Genomic DNA, 18,666 nt, shown 5'->3' with positions numbered 1-18,666 from the left:
TATAATATGCAGGCTTAAGCGTGCAGGCTTTATGACCGGGAGCAGAAAATGTTAGCCTGACTCAATGAAAATACCTGGCGTGATTTATCCAGATCGCGCTTTTTTTATAGTAAGAAGCTGGGTTATTGAGCCTGCAGGCATCCGGTAAGGATTGCCCTGCTGCTCTGTCTGCTGATTTTCCGGGTCTCAAAAGCTATGCTTCTTTTTCATAGACCCATTTCAATATCTGTTTGATTGCATCCCGGATCCTTTGAAGTCCCTCAGGCAGGGTAATATCAATTTCGCAGAAAAAGCTATCCGATGTTTTTGAGTGGAGCACCATGTAATAGATTCCGGCTACCAGAAGCGCAGAAACAGCGCGCAGATCCACAGGGCGGTCTTTTAACTCTTTATCAGTCATTTCAAAGATTCTGCTGCCCAGTTGTTCCCGCTCATTGCAAATGTGATACATGATTTCCGTACGCTGGCTGATCTCCCACAGGATTATTTGCCGCATTTCCTCGTTTCTATTAAAGAAATCGAGCTGGTTTAATAATAAAGACTCCAGTAGCTGCCGGGTATTGTTCCCTTCTTTGTTTTCCTGGGTAATTACTGTAGTGCCCGAAGCGGCTACCCAGTAATCCTTGCTTTTTACATAAGTTTCCACAAGCTCATCCACAGAGCCAAAGTACATTGAGATCAGCCTGCGGCTTACCCCGGCCTGTTGCGCTATATTGGTGGCCGTCAGACCAGCGTACCCCTTTTCTCTGATAACTTTCCCAACTGATGCTAATAATTTCTGAATGGATCGTTCCTTATTGTTTACTGCTCCCTTATATACCTTTCTGGCCATAAAACCGTTTTGAGCATACTAAGGTATACATTTAAAGGATTGTGTATATAAAAATGGGGGTTGACCAAAAAGATCCCTTGACTGTCATATGAGTTTTTTATAGGGGACCTAATTAATGAGGCATTGACAATCCTCCTTAGGGGCACCTAAAGATGTCATCCCGGACCTGTTTTTATTTTCTGGGCCCAGGTGAACGATAAATAGATGCCGAAACAATTCCGAACTATCGGAACGGCATGACAAAAAGAAAGATTGATTTTTAAAACAATAACAGATCTGTCATTGGCAGCCTGATGAAATACAGACAATCAAAGAGTTAGCCTTCATCAAACTCAGGCTGACATTACTTTCAGTCACCTTGCCTCCATTGACCGGATCGCTTATGCGGATTATTTTTTATTGAAATCACCTGCATAGATCAGCGTTATTTTTTTCGGGTCTATATATTTTTTTAATGCCGCATTCACATCTCCCAGGGTCAGCTTTTTTATCCTGTTCTCATAGTCTGTAAAATAATTCAGGTCCTTTTCGTCCCGCATAAAAGATGACAGCAGATAAGAAAGGTAGTTGTCAAATCCTAAGTTGGTTCTTCTTTGCTGCAACCAGCTTTCTCTGGATCTTTTAAATTCATCCTCTTTAAACCCGGAAGCGATCGCCTTGCTGATCTCTTCATGCAGCGCACTGTCCAGCCTGTTTTTATAAGCGGGGTTAAATATGGCATATACGCCCCATGTAGAGGCAGGATATTTATAATTGGGCACCAGGTAGGACCCGGCGCCATAGCTCATACCATCTGTTTCTCTTAAACGCTGGGGTATACGGGAGGAAAGAAAGGCTCCGCCGCCCAACAGTTCGTTCGCCATTTCCAAGGCAGGAAAATCAACCGCAGACTCTTTAAGCGGTATATTTATTGCCCCGGCACAAACAGCATTCTTCTTATCCGGAACATCAATAGCTTCAAGACTGCCTTTTACATCAAAATACTTTTCTTCAATTTCAGTATAGGGTTGCCTGCTGTTAAAGGCCGCCAGGTTCCTTTCCAGGAACGCGGTGATGGCTTTTTTATCAATAGCGCCCACAAAAGCAGCGTAGCCATGACTGCTTCCATAGAAATCCTGGTAAAAATTCCGCAGATCCTCAGGCGTTACCTTTTGAAGTGCTTCCAGGGCCTCGCTGATACTATTGGGATAATACGGATGTCCTTTGGGATACAGGGCCGTTTTTTTGTTCACAGCATTAGAAGCCAGGTATTGCGGATCACTTTGGTTGGACTCGTATTCGCCTTTTACCTCCAGCATCATTTTGTCAAACTCTTCTTTATCAAAGGCCGGATGCAGCAGGATATCCGCCAGCAGGTTCAGCGCGGCGTCTGCATTTTCCTTATCAGTGCTGACATTAATAACAACAGAAGGCCCGTGGCCGTAGATGCTGAGATTGGTTTTTAACTTGTCCAGCAGGTCATTGATCTCCTTTTTACTTTTACTGGTGGTTCCGTTTCTGAGCATGCGCGCCGTTAATTCCGGTATAAGGCCCTTGCCGGTAAGGCTTTGTTCCGAACCTATTTTTAAAGTAATCTGTATGCGGATCTTATCTCCTTTTGCCGGTTTTTTCAACAGTGCATATCTCATGCCGTTGGCAAGTGTTCCATACTCCGTATTCTTTTTAATATTTTCAATACTGGCTTCAAAGCTTTCTGTTTGTGCCGTAACTGCTTTGCCTTTGTAGCCCTTTACCAGTGTGGCAATATCCGGCCGGTCATTAACCGTAACGCGGTTCTTCTCTGCTGACCTGTCGGGTATGAACACTCCGTAAGTACGGTTGCTGGGGAGATAATATTTTTTTAAAACAGCCTGTACATCTGCCAGTGTTAGTTTTTCCAGCCGGTCCCTGTAAATGTAAAACAGCCGCCAGTCGCCCGCGCCAATAATTTCAATAAGGGCCACGCAAAAACCAATCGTATTGTTCTGGGTATTAAATACCTGTTTGGAAAGCGTATTTTTTGCACGCTCCAGATCTGCTTCAGTAATGCTGAGGGAAGGAATCCCGTCTGCACTGGCTATAAAGGCATTTTTAGCGCTGTCCAGGTTTTTATCCAGGGGCACATCACAACTGAAATAGGTAAAGCCCGGGTCATACAACTGCTGGCTCCATCCGGAAACCTTGGTAGCCCGTTTTGTATCAACCAATGCCTTATAAAAAACGCCGGAAGGGTTATTGGTTAAAATTTCGATCACCGCATCATTGGCAACATAATCCTTATCAGAGTAAGCCGGTGTATGATAGGCCATACCCACGTATTGCATATCACCGTTGCGCCTCAGTTCTACAAAACGTTCGCCATCCTGCGGCGGCTCTACCGTATAAGGAGCCTGCAGCACACGTTCCGGTTTCGGTATCCCGCCAAAATATTTTCCGATCCAGGCCAGCGTTTTCTTCTCGTCAAACTTTCCGCCAACGATCAGTGTGGCATTATCCGGTTGATAATATTTTTTATAGAAGGCCCTGAGGTTATCAATAGGCACTCTTTCAATATCTTCTTTGCTGCCGATGGTGGATTTTCCATAATTATGCCACAGGTACATGGACGAAAGGATCCGCTCCGTCAGGATGCCGCCGGGATCATTTTCTCCCGCTTCAAATTCATTGCGCACTACCGAAAACTCTTTCTGAAGGTCTTCATTGCGCATTAAAGAATTAACCATCCTGTCGGATTCCATATCCAGCGCCCACACCAGGTTACTGTCGGTGGCCGGGAGTATTTCAAAATAGTTGGTACGGTCATACCAGGTAGTGCCGTTTGCAGAAGCCCCCTTGTCAGCTATGGTCTGCTTAATGCTTGAGAACTTTTTAGAACCTTTAAAGAGCATATGCTCCAACAGGTGGGCCATCCCTGTTTCTCCATAACCTTCATGGCGCGAGCCAACATGGTACACAATGTTAACAATAACATTGGTTTGGGAGGCATCTGGTATCAGCAGGATCTGCAGGCCGTTGGGCAGGCGGTATTCACTTACCCCTTCTACAGAAGTTACCAATGAAGGCACGGTAGCTGCTGTATTCTTGTTTTTTACTTGTGCGTTTGATACAAAAAGAAAGCAGATAAAGCAGGTCAACAAACTGTATATTTTCTTCATAAAAAGCAGATTTTCCTATTAAAAATAAGAAGAATATGGGAAAAAGAGGGTGCATTGTACAAATTTGTCTGTTGCAGGCTGCAGCAGGGCCTATGTTATATTACTTCAGGCAGCCCGGAACAGCTTGGCCTGTCCATCAGCAAGAGTATGCGTTCCCTCATGGTCTTACAGCGTACCGCGTTTAATTTTTTTGCGGGTAAATTCTTTGTATTTATCATTAATATACGCAATCATGCTGGGCCGGTCCAGCGCCCTTGCCTGTTCATAGGTAGGGCGGTATTGGTAAAGGAACAGGTGCAGCGAATCTCCTGTTAAGCCGGTCAGCTTGCTCACCCACAAGGGAGAAAAGACATAATCGATATAGGCATCTTCTTCCTGTTTGTTCAATTGCTTTCTGAGCTGCCGGGTCCTTCTGGCCTTTTTTGAAAAAAAGCTGACAGGGCTTAACACAATCCCTGCTCCGGCCTGGGGTGTATTTCCTCCTGTAAGGCCCGGCTGCTTTTCATAGATCCTGGCATAGTCATTCCTGCGTCTTATAGAATCAAGCTGGTAATTGCTGGACACCGTTACATTTTTTAGCATTGTTCCGTCTACAGTCAGGCCTACATCATAACCGGTTTTTAAAAGCTGCTCCTCCACTTTAACCGTATCGCTTTTCAGGCCGGTTGATGAAAACACCACGATGTCCTTATTGGATGCCGGGATTTCATAAGTACCGGCAGAAGTGGAAATCGAAGTCTGTTTGGTGGTAAGGTTGGTAATGGTAGCACCGGGAACAGGGGTGTCATTGCTATATAAGAAAATATTTCCTCTTAAATAGGTTTTTGTTTGTGCAGGGGCAGTTGCGGCAATCAACAGCAGCGAACATATGAACAGGGTGCGTAACATCTGAAATTAAAAATAGAAAGGCTTTGTGTTCCACGATCAGGCGGTCATCCAATCTTTTGTTAAAGCTATGATGCTCACTTTGTTCTTAAATAATCATCCTGGGTCAATTTATAGATCCTGATCATGTCGCCTGAATTCATTTTAGAGACAGACCATTGTTTTTCATTAAAAATATTGATCGTATCATTAATGGTAGGATCGGGGTCATGAGATAAAATATATTTCCGGTCTACATCCGTCCGTTGCTGGCTGCCAATGGTTATTCTTGCCATATTGGGAACCATTGTGCCAGGCTCCGGGCAGCCTTTCACGCAGATGGCCTGCATGATCTGGGTGCTGGAATTCGGATCAATGGTGATCTTGTCAAATTCGTAGAGGATCGTGGTATCGCCTTTGGCATCAATGGTACCGTTCAGGTACTGGATGGTTACCGGATCAGGAAGCGGGTTTTCATAAACGGTGGTCAGGTTATAATAAACAGGCGTTGTATCCTTGCTTTTCTGACAGCTTCCTAAAAGAAAAACAGTCAAAAGCAAAAGCGAAACCCTTACAGCGCCGGAATATTTTTTCATTTGTGGCCTTTTGCTATATACGTTAAATAAGCGTTCAAGCGGAATACGCACATTAAGCACATTTATATTCTAATCAAATTTCCGAAAAAATCAACTATTTTGGCGGATTATTTTTTTATTAATACTGATTGTTTATGAAACGATACCTCTTTTTAGCCGGCTTTCTATTCCTGACAATAGTTGTAGGGGCACAGAATAAAAAGACACTAACAACTGCCGATTACGACCGGGCGGTAACCAGGCTGTCTGCAGGGCCTGTGGCAAAAGAATTTGCAAGGCAGAACATCACTCCCCAATGGTCGGAGGATGGCAGGCTGTGGTATAAAGATCCCGTATCTGACCAGTATGTGATCATTGATCCTTTAGCAAAAAAAACGGACAAAATCCTGACAAATAAAGCGCCGGAGGAAAAGCGGCCCTTAAACCGGCGGAGAGCGGATGTAAAATTGGCAGTGTCACCGGATGGGAAAAAGGCTGTTTTTATAAAAAACTGGAACCTTTGGGTAAAAGATATTACTACGGGTATCGAAAAACAGCTGACTACAGACGGTATTGAGAACTTTGGTTATGCTACAGATAATGCGGGCTGGAAGCATTCTGACGCCCCGATTGTTCTGTGGTCGCCCGACAGCAGGAAGATCGCTACTTTTCAGCAGGACCAGCGCCACGTAAAGGATATGTACCTCGTACGCACAAAAGTGGGCGCGCCGGAGCTGGAACAATGGAAATACCCCCTGCCGGGCGACAGTGCTGTGATCAGGATCCACCGGGTGATTATTGATGTGGAATCCTCCGCTGTGGTACGTTTGAAGATGCCTCCTGATGACCACCGGGGAACATTGAGCGATGATATTGCGGTTGACGGGGAACTGGGAGATGCCCAATGGAGCGCAGATGGCCGGCAACTGGCTTTTGTATCTGTAAGCCGCGATCATAAAACAGCTGTTTTCCGCTTGGCCGACGCCGGTACAGGAGCCGTACGTACCGTTTTTAAGGAAGAGGTGCCTACCCAATATGAATCGGGCCAGGGAATGATCAACTGGCAATTTTTTCCAGGCACGGATGAGTTCATCTGGTACTCTGAGCGCAGTGGCTGGGGGCATTTGTATTTGTATGATCTGAATACCGGTAAGTTAAAGAACCAGATCACCAAGGGCGATTTTGTGGTAACACAACTGCTGAGCGCAGACCCTGTTAAACGAAAGATCATCTTTGAAGCAAAAGGAAAAGAACCGGGTGAAAACCCCTATTACAGCCATTTTTATAAAATTGATTTTAATGGAAAGCATCTGGTACCGCTGACCACAGAGCCGGGAACCCATACGGTAAGCTTTTCCCCTGACGGAAATTATTTTGTTGACAGGTACTCTGCCCCGGCTATACCCCCGGTTGTAAAGCTTAAGACTGGCAAGGGCAAAACCATCAGTGAACTGGGGGCTGTTGACCTGGGAAAATTAAAGGCAAAGGGCTGGACAGCGCCTGAGCTGTTTTCGGTAAGATCGGCCAATGGGCAATTTGATCTGTATGGCCTTATGTACAGGCCCGCCCAGCTGGATACTTCAAAAAAATATCCGGTAGTCGTTTATATTTACCCCGGCCCGCAGGGTGGGAGCGTCGGAAACTGGTCCTTCAATCCTGCCGCCGGCGACTACCAGGCCCTGGCTGAGTTGGGTTTTATTGTTGTGCGTTTGGAGGGGAGTTGTAACCCGAACCGATCAAAAGCCTTTCATGATGCCTGTTACGGGCATATGGGAGAAAATACCCTGCCGGACCAGGTAGCAGGCGTAAAGCAACTGGCGGCAAAACACCCTTTTATGGATCTGGACAGGGTGGGCATCTGGGGCCATTCCGGAGGTGGTTTTGCAACAGTTACTGCACTATTCAGGTACCCTGAGTTTTTCAAAGCAGGAATAGCCGAATCCGGGAACCATGATAATCGTAGCTATGAAGATGACTGGGGCGAGCGTTATATCGGCTTGCTGGAAGGAGATAATTATGAAAAACAGGCAAACCAGATCTATGCCGGCAACCTGCAGGGGAAATTGTTGCTGGTGACCGGCGGAATGGATGATAATGTGCCTCCTTACAATACCTATCTGGTAGCAGACGCACTGATCAAAGCCAATAAAACGTTCGACCTGCTGGTGCTTCCTAATGCACGGCATGGCTACGGAGCAGATGGGGCATATGTAATGCGCAGGCGCTGGGATTATTTTGTTGAGCACCTTTTAGGAGCCACGCCGCCCAAGGATTATAAGATTGATGTAAAATAATAATGAACCGGTATCAAAAATAGCAGCTTCACTTCCGGTCATATACCGGGACGGGATTGATTCCTATATGATGCTCTATTGAACTACATGTCTATCACGGCTCAAACAGTTTCCATTGGGCTACCTCTGCTGATCCGGAATATAAAAATCTGCAGAACGCACTCAATGAGCGGCTCCGGCCGTTCATTCTGAAAAACTGATAACTGAAGACTGACTTATTGTTTGGTAATAGTGCTTTTGGATTCAATATCAATTTCAACCGGGATTTCCTGGCCCATTGCATTGACCTTCCCTTTTAAATGCTGCACCAGGTCTGAACTTTCAGGTATGCCGGTCTTATTATTCACCATTAAGGTTCCGGTATTGGTTCCGTCAAGCGTTATTTCCATGCTCATGCCCTGTTGTTCAAATTTAGCGGCGCCTTCTGTGCTTACTTTGCCGTCTACATTGATTGTGCTCCGATCGCCGTTAATCTGGCTGAGCGTATAATTGTTCTGAAAGGTCATATTATACGGGCTTTCTACTTTTGTGGTCAGTGCCCAGGTGCTTCCCTGTTTTACAGGATCGTTAGGGTAAAATTTAAGGCTTTGCTCAAAGGAGCTTTTTAGTGCGGCCTCAGAGAACAGCTGTTTCAGCAATTGCTTTGCCTGCGCATTATCGGCACCGGCTTTAGCTGCAAGCTCATCAGTGCCCTTTACACTTTTTACGGACCCGTCGCTTCCTATTACAACATTGATCTTTGAGCCTTTGATAGCCTTAAATGTTTTATTGCCGGCATTCGCGGAATCAGCGCTTTCACTGTTAAACTCCATTTTTTGCCCCATTAATTCCATGTTCATGTTCATTTTGTCATAGGTAATCTCCAGGTTTTTGTCTGGTGCAGCATCTGTAAAAGCATATTGCAGATCCATATGGGTTGCTGTTTGTATTTCCATAGACTGGCCCATGACGGTCTGGTTCATCTTCATCTGGCTGGTAGTGGTATTCTGGTATTTACTTCCGTTATCCGGATTAAATTTCAGGGTAATAGTTTGGGCATACAGGGAGGTGCCGGTCAGCAGTATTGCGGCACTTAATAGTATAACTGTTTTTTTCATTATTCTGTGTTTTAGGGTTTACAAAGTAGCAAGTAATTGCTCGTTTAATTTTACGTAATCAGGGTTGTGATTTTCAGCGGCCAGCTGTTTTGATTTTTCAGCAGTGCTGCGGGCTTCTTTTGTTCTGCCCGCTTTTGCCAGGGCTCTTGCATAATAATAGTGCACCCAGTAGGCATCAGGCTGTGCTGTAGCCGCCTTGCGGTACCATTCAATGGCCTGCTGAAGATCTTTATTATTGTCATAATAATAATTGGCTGCTGCAAAATAAGCCGGCTTGGCAGATTGCATAGAAGCATTAATGGAAGCCATTATCCGTTTGTCTATATCCGTCTTTACAGGGATAGGTACCATTACATTGCCCCACAGGAGCTGCAGCTCTGCACTGGCAGGGGTTATGGCTGCCAGCTGAATGGTAAATGTTTCCGTGGAGGTATTGACAGTGACCGGTTTTACAGGAACACGCACTACATCTTCAGCCTCTTTGTATATAGTAGGGTCTGCGGTTACGTTGGTTTGTTTTGTGATGATCACAGTCCAGGAATTCCTGCCGGGGATCGTAAGCAATCCATATTTTCCGGCTCCGATCGTTTTGCCGCCAATAATTATGGTATCGCTTACAGTAAGCGTGGTGGCACTGTTAGCGCCCGTGCGCCAGAGCTTTCCGGCAGGGGCAACATCTGTATAGAGCGTTCTGCCTTTAAGACCAGGCCGGCTGTAGGACCATTCTAAAGTGCCCAGACCGAAATCCTGTCTGACGGTTTGGGCGGAACTTGCCGCCGGCACTTTTACCTGTGACCGGCTGGCCAGGAAGGCGCCTGCTAAAAAAAATGTTACCAGGATATGCTTCATATCTGTTTGTGTTTGGGTTACGAAAATAGGATAATATTCCTCATCTGGAAGTATTATATAAAGGATGGTACAGATCCAGCGTTTTACGCAGAAATTCCCTGTCAAGGTGCGTATAGATCTCTGTAGTGGTTATGCTTTCATGACCCAGCATCTCCTGCACTGCGCGCAGGTTGGCGCCGCCTTCAATAAGGTGTGTTGCAAAGGAATGCCGGAAGGTGTGGGGCGAAATCGTTTTTTTGATCTGGGCCCGGTCTGCAAGTTCCCTAATGATCAGAAAAATCATTACGCGGCTTAATAATGTGCCCCTTTTATTTAAAAAAACGATGTCCTCATTACCCGGTTTTACTTTTATATGGCTGCGTATTTCCCGCAGGTATATGTTAATGTACTTTGATGCAGCATCTCCTATAGGGGTCAGCCGCTCTTTATTGCCTTTTCCTATTACACGGATGTAGCCAACATCCAGGTACAATTGGGAAAGGCGCAGGTTAACCAGCTCGCTTACCCGGAGCCCGCATCCGTACAGGGTTTCAATAATGGCTTTATTACGGGTGCCTTCCGGTTTGCTCAGGTCAATACAGGAAAGGATCTTTTCGATTTCCTCAAAACTTAAAACATCAGGGAGCGCACGTTTGGTTCTGGGTGCTTCCAGTAACAGGGCAGGATCCTGCTGCACAATGTTTTCCAGCAGGCAGAACTTGTAAAAAGCACGGATGCCGGATATGACCCTGGCCTGGGAGGTAGGCTGCATGCCCAGCTCAGCAATCCATACCAGAAAGGACTGAAGATCGTCCAGTGTTACAGCAGCCGGCGTTTTACTGATCGACTGGCTTTCCAGGTATTCGGTCAGTTTATCAATATCATGCAGATAGGCTTCCGTAGAATGGTCAGAAAGCGATTTTTCCAACTTCAGATAGGCCTGAAAGCTTTTTTTGTAGGGTTCCCACATATAAAAAAATCCTGCTCTGTTATAACAAAGCAGGACCCTAAAAGGTTAAGGGATCATTTAAAGGTTAAAGGATCGTTGTGCACGATCTCTTTTCCATCGTAATGCAATTTTGCATAAATAGTGCTTCTTGTAATATTGACTGTATCAATAAAGGAGTGAATATCATCATAGTCAACCCCTTTAATACCCGTATCTGTTAATAAGGTTTGTGCCACTTTTCCGGTATTGATATCCTCTACATAAATAAAAGTATTGTCAAAATAAGAAACCAAACCATCTGCTACTTTGAATTTTGGATCAAAATTATTAATAGCGCTGGTATATTTGCTGGTTGCTACCTTCTTGTCAAACGGAAGCTTGATCAGGTATCCCCTTCCTGTTGAACAGTCATTAAATTTCAGCCAGGCATATTGATCACCCACCACATCACAGCTGAAATAGGATTTGCTCGGGCGCACATCATTCGGAATAAAATCCTTGAATATGATATCTGTAGCGCCTTCTTTTTTACCTTTTTCCCAGTGTATAGTATCTATTTTACAGTCTTTAAAGGAAACCGTTACAAAGGGTTTATCGGGGGTTGGGCTACCAAAGCGCAGCGGTTCTGTCATACAGGCCGAATCTTTGCAAAAAGATCCAGCCTGGCCCTCAGCAGTTTTATTGTTGCCATTTTTACAGGAAGCAAGCGCAGCAGCAAGAAGAACAGTTGCAAGCGAAATTGATTGTAGTTTCATTATTTCTTTTTTTGTAATAGGAAAATTTCAGGTGCTAATTTACAGATTTGAGAGGTAGCGGCAATAACTTTTGGTGGTTATAGCCTTCATAATACTGTAAAAATCGACCGTGCAGCATTTTTGATTGCTTTAAACGGGTATAATGCTGGTGTTGCGTTGTTTAAAGGAACACATCTTCCAGTAAAAAAAATTCCGGTAATTTGTTGTTTACATGAATGATGGACAGGATGTCATACTGGATCCATTTGTATTGGGGATTATGGTATAAAAACTCGTCTGCTGCCTGCTGAAGGAATTTGAATTTTCTTTTGGTAACGCTTTCCTCCGGGTAGCCGTAATAGCTGCTGCTCCTGGTTTTTACTTCTATAAAGTGGAGCTTGTTTTTACGGGTAGCAATAATGTCGATCTCATAATGCGAATAACGCCAGTTTTTGAACAGGATCGTATACCCGCGTTGTGCCAGGTAGGAAGCCGCAATATTTTCTCCTTCCTTTCCTAATTGATTATGTGTTGCCATTCAGTTATCTTTACCACCAAGTTAATCTGAATTTTTTTATATGCAAAAGCTGGCGCTGTTAAAAGGAGAAGTAAAACATTATGACTGGGGGGGTGTTTCATTTATCCCAGCCTTACTGCAAATAGAAAACCCGCAGATGAAGCCCTTTGCGGAGTATTGGATGGGAGTGCACCCGGGAGCCGGATGTACCATCAGGCTGAACGATGGGAGAGAGGTGTTGCTGCGCGATTATATTCAGGAACATCCGGAGGAACTGCTGGGTAGCGCTGTTAAGCAATTATTTAACGGGATGCCTTATCTGCTGAAGGTTTTGGATGTGAGGGATATGCTATCCATACAGGTGCACCCTTCAAAAGAGCAGGCGGCAATAGACTTTGAACTTGAAAATAAAAAGGGGATTGCATTAGATGCGCCGGACAGGAATTATAAAGACAAGAACCACAAGCCCGAATTAATGGTAGCGCTCAGTGAGTTTTACCTGCTGCATGGTTTTAAGCCGGAAAAGGAACTGCTGGCAACACTGCAGGCCGTGGAAGCGCTGCATGTTTTTATTCCCGTGTTTGAAAAGAAGGGATACAAAGGTCTGTACAAAATGGCCATGGAGCTGCCGCAGGAGGAAGTCAACGAGTTGTTGCAGCCTCTCATTAACCGTATCATTCCCCTGTACCAGCAAAATCAACTGGAAAAAAAATCAGAAGATTTCTGGGCTGCACGGGCGGCGCAAACCTTTGTACAGCCGGGCTCTATAGACAGGGGGATTTTTTCCATTTACTTTTTTAATGTGCTGCATCTGAAAAAAGGAGAAGCCATTTTCCAGGATGCCGGTGTACCGCATGCTTATCTGGAAGGGTATAACGTGGAAATAATGGCCAGTTCCGACAATGTGCTGCGGGGAGGCTTAACATCGAAGCATATTGATACGGTTGAGCTGTTAAAGCACACAAAGTGTGAAGCCACTTATCCGAAGATTATAAAAGCCTCCAAAGGGGAAAAAGAAAAGGAATACCCGGCTCCTGTAAATGATTTCCGGTTGAATTCTTATGAGCTGAAAGCAGGGGAGGAAATTACGATTCATCCTGCCACTGCAGAATTATTGTTGCTCACAAACGGAAAGGTGGCCTTAAGCGAGGCCGGTACCCGTATTGAGCTGGAAAGAGGAAATATTGCTGCGGCGGCATTTGCCGGGGCCACGGTAAAAGTGGTTGCGGAAACAGCAGCCCTGCTGTTCCATGCTACGGTTCCTGTAAAATAAGGACGTTAAAAAAATAAAGATGGAAAGGGAAAAATTAGTTGCATTGATCAGAGAGCGGCAGTCTTACCTGTGCGTTGGACTGGATACAGACCTTTATAAAATGCCACATCATTTAAGGGGAAACGCTGCTGCGATCTTTGACTTTAATAAAGCGATTATTGACGCTACAAGAGCTGTTTGTGTATCGTATAAGATCAATACGGCTTTTTACGAAGCACTGGGGGTAAAAGGATGGGAGGCAATGGAAAAAACGGTTCACTATATCGGCAATGAGCATTTTAAGATTGCTGATGCAAAACGGGGTGATATTGGCAATACGAGCCGTCAGTATGCCAGGGCCTTCTTTGAAAACCTGCCCTTTGACGCTATTACAGTAGCGCCTTATATGGGAGAAGACAGCATAAAACCTTTCCTGGAATACAAAGATAAATGGACCATTGTATTAGGCCTTACATCCAACAAAGGCGCACAGGATTTTGAGCTGCAAAAGTGCGGGAATGAACTGCTGTATGAAAAAGTTATACAAAAGGTTTCAGCCTGGGGAACCCATCATAACCTGATGTTTGTGGTGGGAGCAACGCAGGCAGATGAATTTACACACATCCGTGAGCTGATCCCCGATCATTTTTTACTGGTACCCGGCGTGGGTGCGCAGGGGGGCAGTTTAAAAGAAGTTTCTGAAAAGGCTATGAACGCAGATTGCGGACTACTGGTTAATGCAAGCCGTGCAATCATTTATGCATCAGATGGTGAAGATTTTGAAGCGGCAGCAGGAGGGGTTGCCGGAGAATACCAGAAAGAAATGGCTGTTTATTTATAAGGCACTCCATTCCATATGTGTAACAGGCCTTCCTCGGGCCCTAGGATCGGATCAAGAAGGGGCAATTGTGTGCTGGCTATTGTGGTATCTGCTGCCGGCCGGTCACCTGCGCTACCTTTTCTTAACTCGGGTACTCCTTCAAAAGAATAGGCTGCAACCAGCTTAAAGTCATTGCCGGTGGAAGCAAGCCGTAATGCCACGCCCGCGGGTATTACAATAACATCTCCTTTTTCAACGTGTGCTGTAATGCCCAGCTTACCGCCTATTTGCAGCTGCCCTTCGCCCAGGCAAACGCCTAATACCAGGTGGGTATTGGTATAATAGTGATCGTATTCAAAAACCGTATGGTCCTGGTTATAGATCCATTTGTTGGTAATAAATTTTTCGATCAGCCATTTTTCACAGCAATCATCGTCCATATGAAAAACGCCCCTGTAAATTAAAACCGGCAGACGACTGTTGGGTATATGCTCCTCTTCCTTAAAATAAAAGATATCCGGATTGGTTCTTCTAAGATTCCAGGGCACCCATTCGGCTTGTTTATTTTTTTTTGACATAATTATTTAAATGCCAGTCAGAAGATAGCAAGGTTAAGAATATTTTGTGATCGTGCACAAATACAATGTTTAGAATGACCTTGTAAAGATAAAAGTTATCCGGTTAAAAAACCGTTTCAAACAAAGGTGAAACGGTTTCCTGCTATTATATAGGTCAATGGTTATTTTCTTTCAAAATTATAAACGATGTAAATCGTTTTTCCTTCAAAGGATATTGGCGATTGCGCTACAAAATGATTATTATCTGCAGAAATAACTTCCAGTGAATAGCCCTGTTCAACATTTTTTGACTGGTTCTTCTTCAAACCATCCACTCTTTTAAAATTAAAATGGGTGACGCCATTGTTATTTCTTGTAGACCATAAGATCTGGCGCGGTCCGCCTGAACAGTCCTGGCTATTGATCGTATAAGTGCCATACCCATTATTAGGCAACACCCATTCACTGCCTGTAAAGCAGGCCAGGTCTACATCATCAAAGGCCTGAACTTTCAGGTCTTTTGTATCAGTGCCTTCAACACTTGTGTTGGTTACCACCCAGTTTCCTTTAAAATCTGCACGGGGCACAGTAGTAGTGCTTTTATTGCTGTTGGAACAAGCCACACCTGTTACAGAAACAATTAAAAGGAGAACAGCGAATTGTAAAATTCTTTTCATAATTATATTTTTCTTTTTATACTTTATGCAATTGAAATGCCAAAGTTGATGAATAGACGCCGGTTTGCCGTATTTGGTTTATTGTCTGTTGTTAAAAAAATACAAACGGACTAACTGGCGAATTGGTCAGAATTGCTGTTACAGCCGGAAAATGGATTGCATCAGCATCCATTTTTCACCGGGCCGGGCAGTGGGCAGCGGTTGCTGGTACTTCCACATTAAGGTTTCCCATTCCTGAACTTTTGGATTTTGTGCATCTTCAGCTGCTTTTTTTTCAAAAGAAAAACCAGCCTCTGTTTCCATGATCATAAACAGGCGGTTCTCCACGCGGAAAATTTCCATATGCCGGATACCTGCATCAAGGATGCTTTTTTTTATTTCGGGCCAGACCGCTTTGTGATGCGCTTCGTATTCGGCTATTAAAGCCGGATCATTTTTCAGATCCAGTGCCAGACAATATCTTTTCAGTTGTTCCATGTTGAATCTGTTTAGTGTGGCTGGTTGCCGGTTCGGGGATTGACTAATGACAGTTTAGGGCCGATCGTTCATCTCAATATTGATCCCCGCAGCTACCGGAACTGATCACTGATCACTTGGAATCTCCGGTCTCCTTATTCCTTCATCATTTCAATTAATACCGCAGCAATCTCTTCTGCATTGGGTTTACTGAAATAATCACCGTCACTGCCATAGCCCGGCCGGTGCTCTTTAGCGGTAATGGTTCTGGGGGCAACATCCAGGTAGCGATAACCACCTTGTTCTTCCATTACCTTGTTAAACATAAATGCAGCAGCTCCGCCGGGTACATCCTCATCTATAAACACAATACGGTTGGTTTTTTTGAGCGATTCCAGTATGCGGTGATGAATATCGAATGGCAGTAAAGTCTGTACATCTATCAGCTCACAACTGATGCCCAGTGATGCCACCATTTTTATGGATTCCTGTATGATGCGCAGGGTAGAGCCATAACTTACAATAGTGATGTCTGTTCCCTCCTGTAAAACTTCCGGAACACCAAAAGCAACGGTCATCTCACCCAGATTTTCCGGCAGCCGTTCTTTCAGCCGGTAGCCGTTCAGGCTTTCGATCACCAGCCCTGGGTCATTGCTCTGCAATAAGGTATTATACATGGCTGCCGCCTGCACCATATTCCTGGGCACGCAAATATGTATACCTCTTAATGAATTAATGATCATTCCCATCGGAGATCCGCTGTGCCAGATGCCTTCCAGTCGATGGCCACGGCTGCGTACAATAATCGGGCAGAACTGCTGCCCGCCGGTACGGTATTGCAAAGAAGCCACATCGTCTGTTAAAGGCTGCAGCCCGTATACCAGGTAATCGAGGTACTGGATTTCTGCAATGGGCCTCAATCCGCGCAAAGCCAGGCCTATGCCCCTGCCTATAATACTAAGTTCATGGATGCCCGTATCTGCGATCCGCTCGGGACCGTATTTTTTTTGCAACCCGGCAAATCCCTGGTTTACGTCGCCGATCAGTCCCAGGTCTTCACCAAAGGCCAGCACCTTGGGATTGTTTGCAAATAACTGGTCAAAATAATGATTCAGTATTTCATAACCGTTGATCAATGGCGATTTGTCTGTAACAACAGGTGCAACGGGTTTTACTTTTAAAGCGCTTTTGGGACCTTCATCAAAGAGATGGGAATTATAAATAACCGCATTCTCTTTACATAGCTGGTCATAATAGCTTTGGGCAATGCCTGCTTTTTCTCCCCCAATAAGGATGGCTTTGTACAGGGTCTGTAAAATATTTTTTCTTAAGGGTTCCCGGTTGGTTACCAGGTCCGGCAGCAGTTTCTTCAGTTCCTGTGCCTTTTCAGGAAGCTCCTGTACCAGTTGTTCCAGTATGTTGCGGGTACGCTCTACCTGCTCTTTAACAGGCTTCAGGTAATCTTTCCAGGCACGGTCACGGCTTTCTTTTACATTTCTTCTGGCATCTGCTTCTATTTTTTCAAGCACATGCTCTTCCGAAAGTCCGTTTTTTAATATCCATTCTTTAAACTTTCTGATGCAGTCCCGCTCCCGTTCCCACTCCAGCCGGTCTGTTGATTTATAGCGCTCATGGCTGCCGGAAGTGCTGTGCCCCTGGGGCTGCGTCAGCTCATCTACATGAAAAATAACCGGGGTGTGGGTTTCACGGGCAAGGCTGATGCCTTCCTCAAAGGCTTCGATCATACCCATATAATCCCAGCCCTTTACTTTGGCAATATAGAAGCCGTTAGTGCCTTCTTCTTTTTCAAAACCTTTTAAAGCTAAAGAAATAGAGCCTTTGGTGGTTTGCAGTTCTTTGGGAACAGAAATGCCATATCCATCGTCCCATACAAAGATGACCAGGGGCACCTGTGCCACACCGGCTGCGTTTATAATTTCCCAGAAATGCCCTTCGCTGGTGGAGGCATCGCCAATGGTGCAGAAGCAAACCTCATTGCCGTTATCGGACAGATCTTTGAACGGGTGCAGTTCCGGAATTAAACGAAAACTTTTGGAAGCATAGGCCAGTCCGAAAGAGCGGGGCATCTGGGACGCTGTGGGAGCCATATCAGTGGCCGTATTTTTTATCCGGGCCAGGGGAAGCCAGTTTCCTTCTTCATCTACGTTTCTTGAGGTGTAATGACTGTTCATCTGGCGGCCCACGCTAAAGGGCTCATTTTCCGGATCAGGATCTGCATACAACTGGGCAAAATATTGCTGCGGGGTGGCTACTCCGATTGCAAACATTAAGGTCTGGTCACGATAATATCCGCTCCGCCAGTCACCTGGCCGGAAAAATTTGGCCATTGCCAGTTGTGCCACTTCTTTTCCATCGCCAAAAATCCCGAATTTGGCTTTTCCTGTCAGCACTTCCCGCCGTCCTAAAAGACTGGTTTCCCGGCTTAAACAAGCCAGGTAATAATCGTGCAGCACGCCATCTTTAAAATTCTCAAAAGATAACATGTCTGAATGTGCAGCAGGGCTGGAAGTACGATTCTCCATATCGGCAAAAATAGGGATTTGGATGCTAACTCTCGTTAGTTAGTAAACTGCCATGCAACTTTTTTAAAACACCAATCATCTATTCTGTACTTTTGTTTTTTATTTTAGTTTCTCAAAAATAATTAATGATTATGAAGAAGTTTTACCTTTTGGCAGTTTTGTTTTTTCTGGGATTTGCGGTTACTACTTATGCGCAGGATGGAGTGCCTGCCGATGAGGTGATTAAAATGGCAAAGGAAGAGTATAATCTTGGCCGGCTGAAATTTAAAAAAGGGACTACCTTTTACATGGAATTTACCAATATCAGCAAAAAACCGGTTATTGTGGAAAATGTAATGGTGGGTTGTGGCTGCACAGTGGCTGAAAAACCTTCTGCCCCCATTATGCCAGGTAAAGTTGGAAAAATAAAAGTGGGATATGATGCTACTGCCGCTGTGGGCAGCACTTTTAAAAAAGATGTGACCATTAAAGTAAAAGGCGCACAACCCAAAACGGTTTATTTTACCGGAGAAATAATTTAAGAGTTTAGTTTTTAGT

17 protein-coding genes are annotated in these 18,666 nt (G+C 44.8%); 4 read left to right on the top strand and 13 right to left on the bottom strand.

Annotated elements, in window-relative coordinates:
* Positions 1 to 193: 193 nt before the first annotated feature.
* From A8C56_RS15465 to A8C56_RS15450, 4 genes are all read right to left on the bottom strand, one after another.
* Positions 194 to 832, bottom strand: coding sequence for a TetR/AcrR family transcriptional regulator (locus A8C56_RS15465; RefSeq protein ID WP_067757887.1), 639 nt, complete (start codon positions 830 to 832; stop codon positions 194 to 196).
* Between the two features lie 389 nt (positions 833 to 1,221).
* A complete protein-coding gene (locus A8C56_RS15460) occupies positions 1,222 to 3,966 on the bottom strand; it encodes a M16 family metallopeptidase (protein WP_067757884.1) in 2,745 nt (914 codons plus the stop codon).
* A 165-nt stretch (positions 3,967 to 4,131) separates the two neighbouring features.
* A complete protein-coding gene (locus tag A8C56_RS15455; RefSeq protein ID WP_245645519.1) occupies positions 4,132 to 4,821 on the bottom strand; it encodes a carboxypeptidase-like regulatory domain-containing protein in 690 nt (229 codons plus the stop codon).
* Between the two features lie 107 nt (positions 4,822 to 4,928).
* The gene (locus tag A8C56_RS15450; protein WP_067757878.1) at positions 4,929 to 5,426 is read right to left on the bottom strand and encodes a hypothetical protein; all 498 of its coding nucleotides are present in this window, start codon (positions 5,424 to 5,426) and stop codon (positions 4,929 to 4,931) included.
* 134 nt (positions 5,427 to 5,560) lie between these two features.
* Here A8C56_RS15450 and A8C56_RS15445 point away from each other — a divergent pair, with 134 nt between their 5' ends.
* Positions 5,561 to 7,699, top strand: coding sequence for a S9 family peptidase (locus A8C56_RS15445; protein WP_067757876.1), 2,139 nt, complete (start codon positions 5,561 to 5,563; stop codon positions 7,697 to 7,699).
* A gap of 215 nt (positions 7,700 to 7,914) precedes the next feature.
* Here the strand turns inward: A8C56_RS15445 and A8C56_RS15440 are convergent, their stop codons facing one another.
* From A8C56_RS15440 to A8C56_RS15420, 5 genes are all read right to left on the bottom strand, one after another.
* Positions 7,915 to 8,796, bottom strand: a complete 882-nt coding sequence (locus tag A8C56_RS15440) for a DUF6263 family protein (protein WP_067757873.1) — start codon at positions 8,794 to 8,796, stop codon at positions 7,915 to 7,917.
* Positions 8,797 to 8,814: 18 nt separating this feature from the next.
* On the bottom strand, positions 8,815 to 9,645 hold the full coding sequence (locus A8C56_RS15435; RefSeq protein WP_067757870.1) for a DUF2911 domain-containing protein: 831 nt from the start codon (positions 9,643 to 9,645) through the stop codon (positions 8,815 to 8,817).
* 40 nt (positions 9,646 to 9,685) lie between these two features.
* Positions 9,686 to 10,594 (bottom strand): site-specific tyrosine recombinase XerD, encoded by a 909-nt coding sequence (gene xerD / locus A8C56_RS15430; RefSeq protein ID WP_067757867.1) that lies wholly within the window; start codon positions 10,592 to 10,594, stop codon positions 9,686 to 9,688.
* Between the two features lie 53 nt (positions 10,595 to 10,647).
* Complete coding sequence (locus A8C56_RS15425) at positions 10,648 to 11,328, bottom strand: hypothetical protein (protein WP_067757863.1); 681 nt, start codon at positions 11,326 to 11,328, stop codon at positions 10,648 to 10,650.
* A gap of 160 nt (positions 11,329 to 11,488) precedes the next feature.
* Positions 11,489 to 11,845, bottom strand: a complete 357-nt coding sequence (locus tag A8C56_RS15420; RefSeq protein WP_067757860.1) for a YraN family protein — start codon at positions 11,843 to 11,845, stop codon at positions 11,489 to 11,491.
* A 40-nt stretch (positions 11,846 to 11,885) separates the two neighbouring features.
* Between A8C56_RS15420 and manA the strand changes: the two genes are divergently transcribed.
* Entirely contained in the window at positions 11,886 to 13,097 is a 1,212-nt protein-coding gene (manA, locus tag A8C56_RS15415) for a mannose-6-phosphate isomerase, class I (protein WP_067757857.1), read from the top strand.
* Positions 13,098 to 13,116: 19 nt separating this feature from the next.
* Complete coding sequence (gene pyrF / locus A8C56_RS15410) at positions 13,117 to 13,917, top strand: orotidine-5'-phosphate decarboxylase (RefSeq protein ID WP_067757853.1); 801 nt, start codon at positions 13,117 to 13,119, stop codon at positions 13,915 to 13,917.
* Here the strand turns inward: pyrF and A8C56_RS15405 are convergent.
* The 4 genes from A8C56_RS15405 to A8C56_RS15390 form a co-directional block, all read right to left on the bottom strand.
* Entirely contained in the window at positions 13,908 to 14,474 is a 567-nt protein-coding gene (locus A8C56_RS15405) for a cupin domain-containing protein (protein WP_084490234.1), read from the bottom strand. The genes pyrF and A8C56_RS15405 overlap by 10 nt on opposite strands.
* Before the next feature lie 161 nt (positions 14,475 to 14,635).
* Positions 14,636 to 15,130: a hypothetical protein gene (locus A8C56_RS15400; protein WP_067757850.1), complete on the bottom strand. Its 495-nt coding sequence runs from the start codon at positions 15,128 to 15,130 to the stop codon at positions 14,636 to 14,638.
* A 138-nt stretch (positions 15,131 to 15,268) separates the two neighbouring features.
* Entirely contained in the window at positions 15,269 to 15,607 is a 339-nt protein-coding gene (locus A8C56_RS15395) for an L-rhamnose mutarotase (RefSeq protein WP_179946943.1), read from the bottom strand.
* Between the two features lie 134 nt (positions 15,608 to 15,741).
* Positions 15,742 to 18,129, bottom strand: a complete 2,388-nt coding sequence (locus A8C56_RS15390) for an alpha-ketoacid dehydrogenase subunit alpha/beta (RefSeq protein WP_067757847.1) — start codon at positions 18,127 to 18,129, stop codon at positions 15,742 to 15,744.
* Positions 18,130 to 18,260: 131 nt separating this feature from the next.
* On the opposite strand from A8C56_RS15390, the gene A8C56_RS15385 reads away from it, so the two are divergent.
* Positions 18,261 to 18,650, top strand: coding sequence for a DUF1573 domain-containing protein (locus A8C56_RS15385; RefSeq protein ID WP_067762117.1), 390 nt, complete (start codon positions 18,261 to 18,263; stop codon positions 18,648 to 18,650).
* Positions 18,651 to 18,666: the final 16 nt, after the last annotated feature.

Origin of the sequence: Niabella ginsenosidivorans (assembly GCF_001654455.1) — a bacterium.
Taxonomy (GTDB): domain Bacteria; phylum Bacteroidota; class Bacteroidia; order Chitinophagales; family Chitinophagaceae; genus Niabella; species Niabella ginsenosidivorans.
Note: the sequence above shows the minus strand (reverse complement) of the source record. Positions and strands in the feature narration are given on the sequence as shown.

Excerpts from the sequence above, each read along its gene's own strand:
- A8C56_RS15465 (WP_067757887.1), bottom strand. The coding sequence starts at position 832 with ATGGCCAGAAAGGTATATAAGGGAGCAGTAAACAATAAGGAACGATCC.
- A8C56_RS15460 (WP_067757884.1), bottom strand. The coding sequence starts at position 3,966 with ATGAAGAAAATATACAGTTTGTTGACCTGCTTTATCTGCTTTCTTTTT.
- A8C56_RS15450 (WP_067757878.1), bottom strand. The coding sequence starts at position 5,426 with ATGAAAAAATATTCCGGCGCTGTAAGGGTTTCGCTTTTGCTTTTGACT.
- A8C56_RS15445 (WP_067757876.1), top strand. The coding sequence starts at position 5,561 with ATGAAACGATACCTCTTTTTAGCCGGCTTTCTATTCCTGACAATAGTT.
- A8C56_RS15440 (WP_067757873.1), bottom strand. The coding sequence starts at position 8,796 with ATGAAAAAAACAGTTATACTATTAAGTGCCGCAATACTGCTGACCGGC.
- A8C56_RS15435 (WP_067757870.1), bottom strand. The coding sequence starts at position 9,645 with ATGAAGCATATCCTGGTAACATTTTTTTTAGCAGGCGCCTTCCTGGCC.
- xerD (WP_067757867.1), bottom strand. The coding sequence starts at position 10,594 with ATGTGGGAACCCTACAAAAAAAGCTTTCAGGCCTATCTGAAGTTGGAA.
- A8C56_RS15425 (WP_067757863.1), bottom strand. The coding sequence starts at position 11,328 with ATGAAACTACAATCAATTTCGCTTGCAACTGTTCTTCTTGCTGCTGCG.
- A8C56_RS15420 (WP_067757860.1), bottom strand. The coding sequence starts at position 11,845 with ATGGCAACACATAATCAATTAGGAAAGGAAGGAGAAAATATTGCGGCT.
- manA (WP_067757857.1), top strand. The coding sequence starts at position 11,886 with ATGCAAAAGCTGGCGCTGTTAAAAGGAGAAGTAAAACATTATGACTGG.
- pyrF (WP_067757853.1), top strand. The coding sequence starts at position 13,117 with ATGGAAAGGGAAAAATTAGTTGCATTGATCAGAGAGCGGCAGTCTTAC.
- A8C56_RS15405 (WP_084490234.1), bottom strand. The coding sequence starts at position 14,474 with ATGTCAAAAAAAAATAAACAAGCCGAATGGGTGCCCTGGAATCTTAGA.
- A8C56_RS15400 (WP_067757850.1), bottom strand. The coding sequence starts at position 15,130 with ATGAAAAGAATTTTACAATTCGCTGTTCTCCTTTTAATTGTTTCTGTA.
- A8C56_RS15395 (WP_179946943.1), bottom strand. The coding sequence starts at position 15,607 with ATGGAACAACTGAAAAGATATTGTCTGGCACTGGATCTGAAAAATGAT.
- A8C56_RS15390 (WP_067757847.1), bottom strand. The coding sequence starts at position 18,129 with ATGGAGAATCGTACTTCCAGCCCTGCTGCACATTCAGACATGTTATCT.
- A8C56_RS15385 (WP_067762117.1), top strand. The coding sequence starts at position 18,261 with ATGAAGAAGTTTTACCTTTTGGCAGTTTTGTTTTTTCTGGGATTTGCG.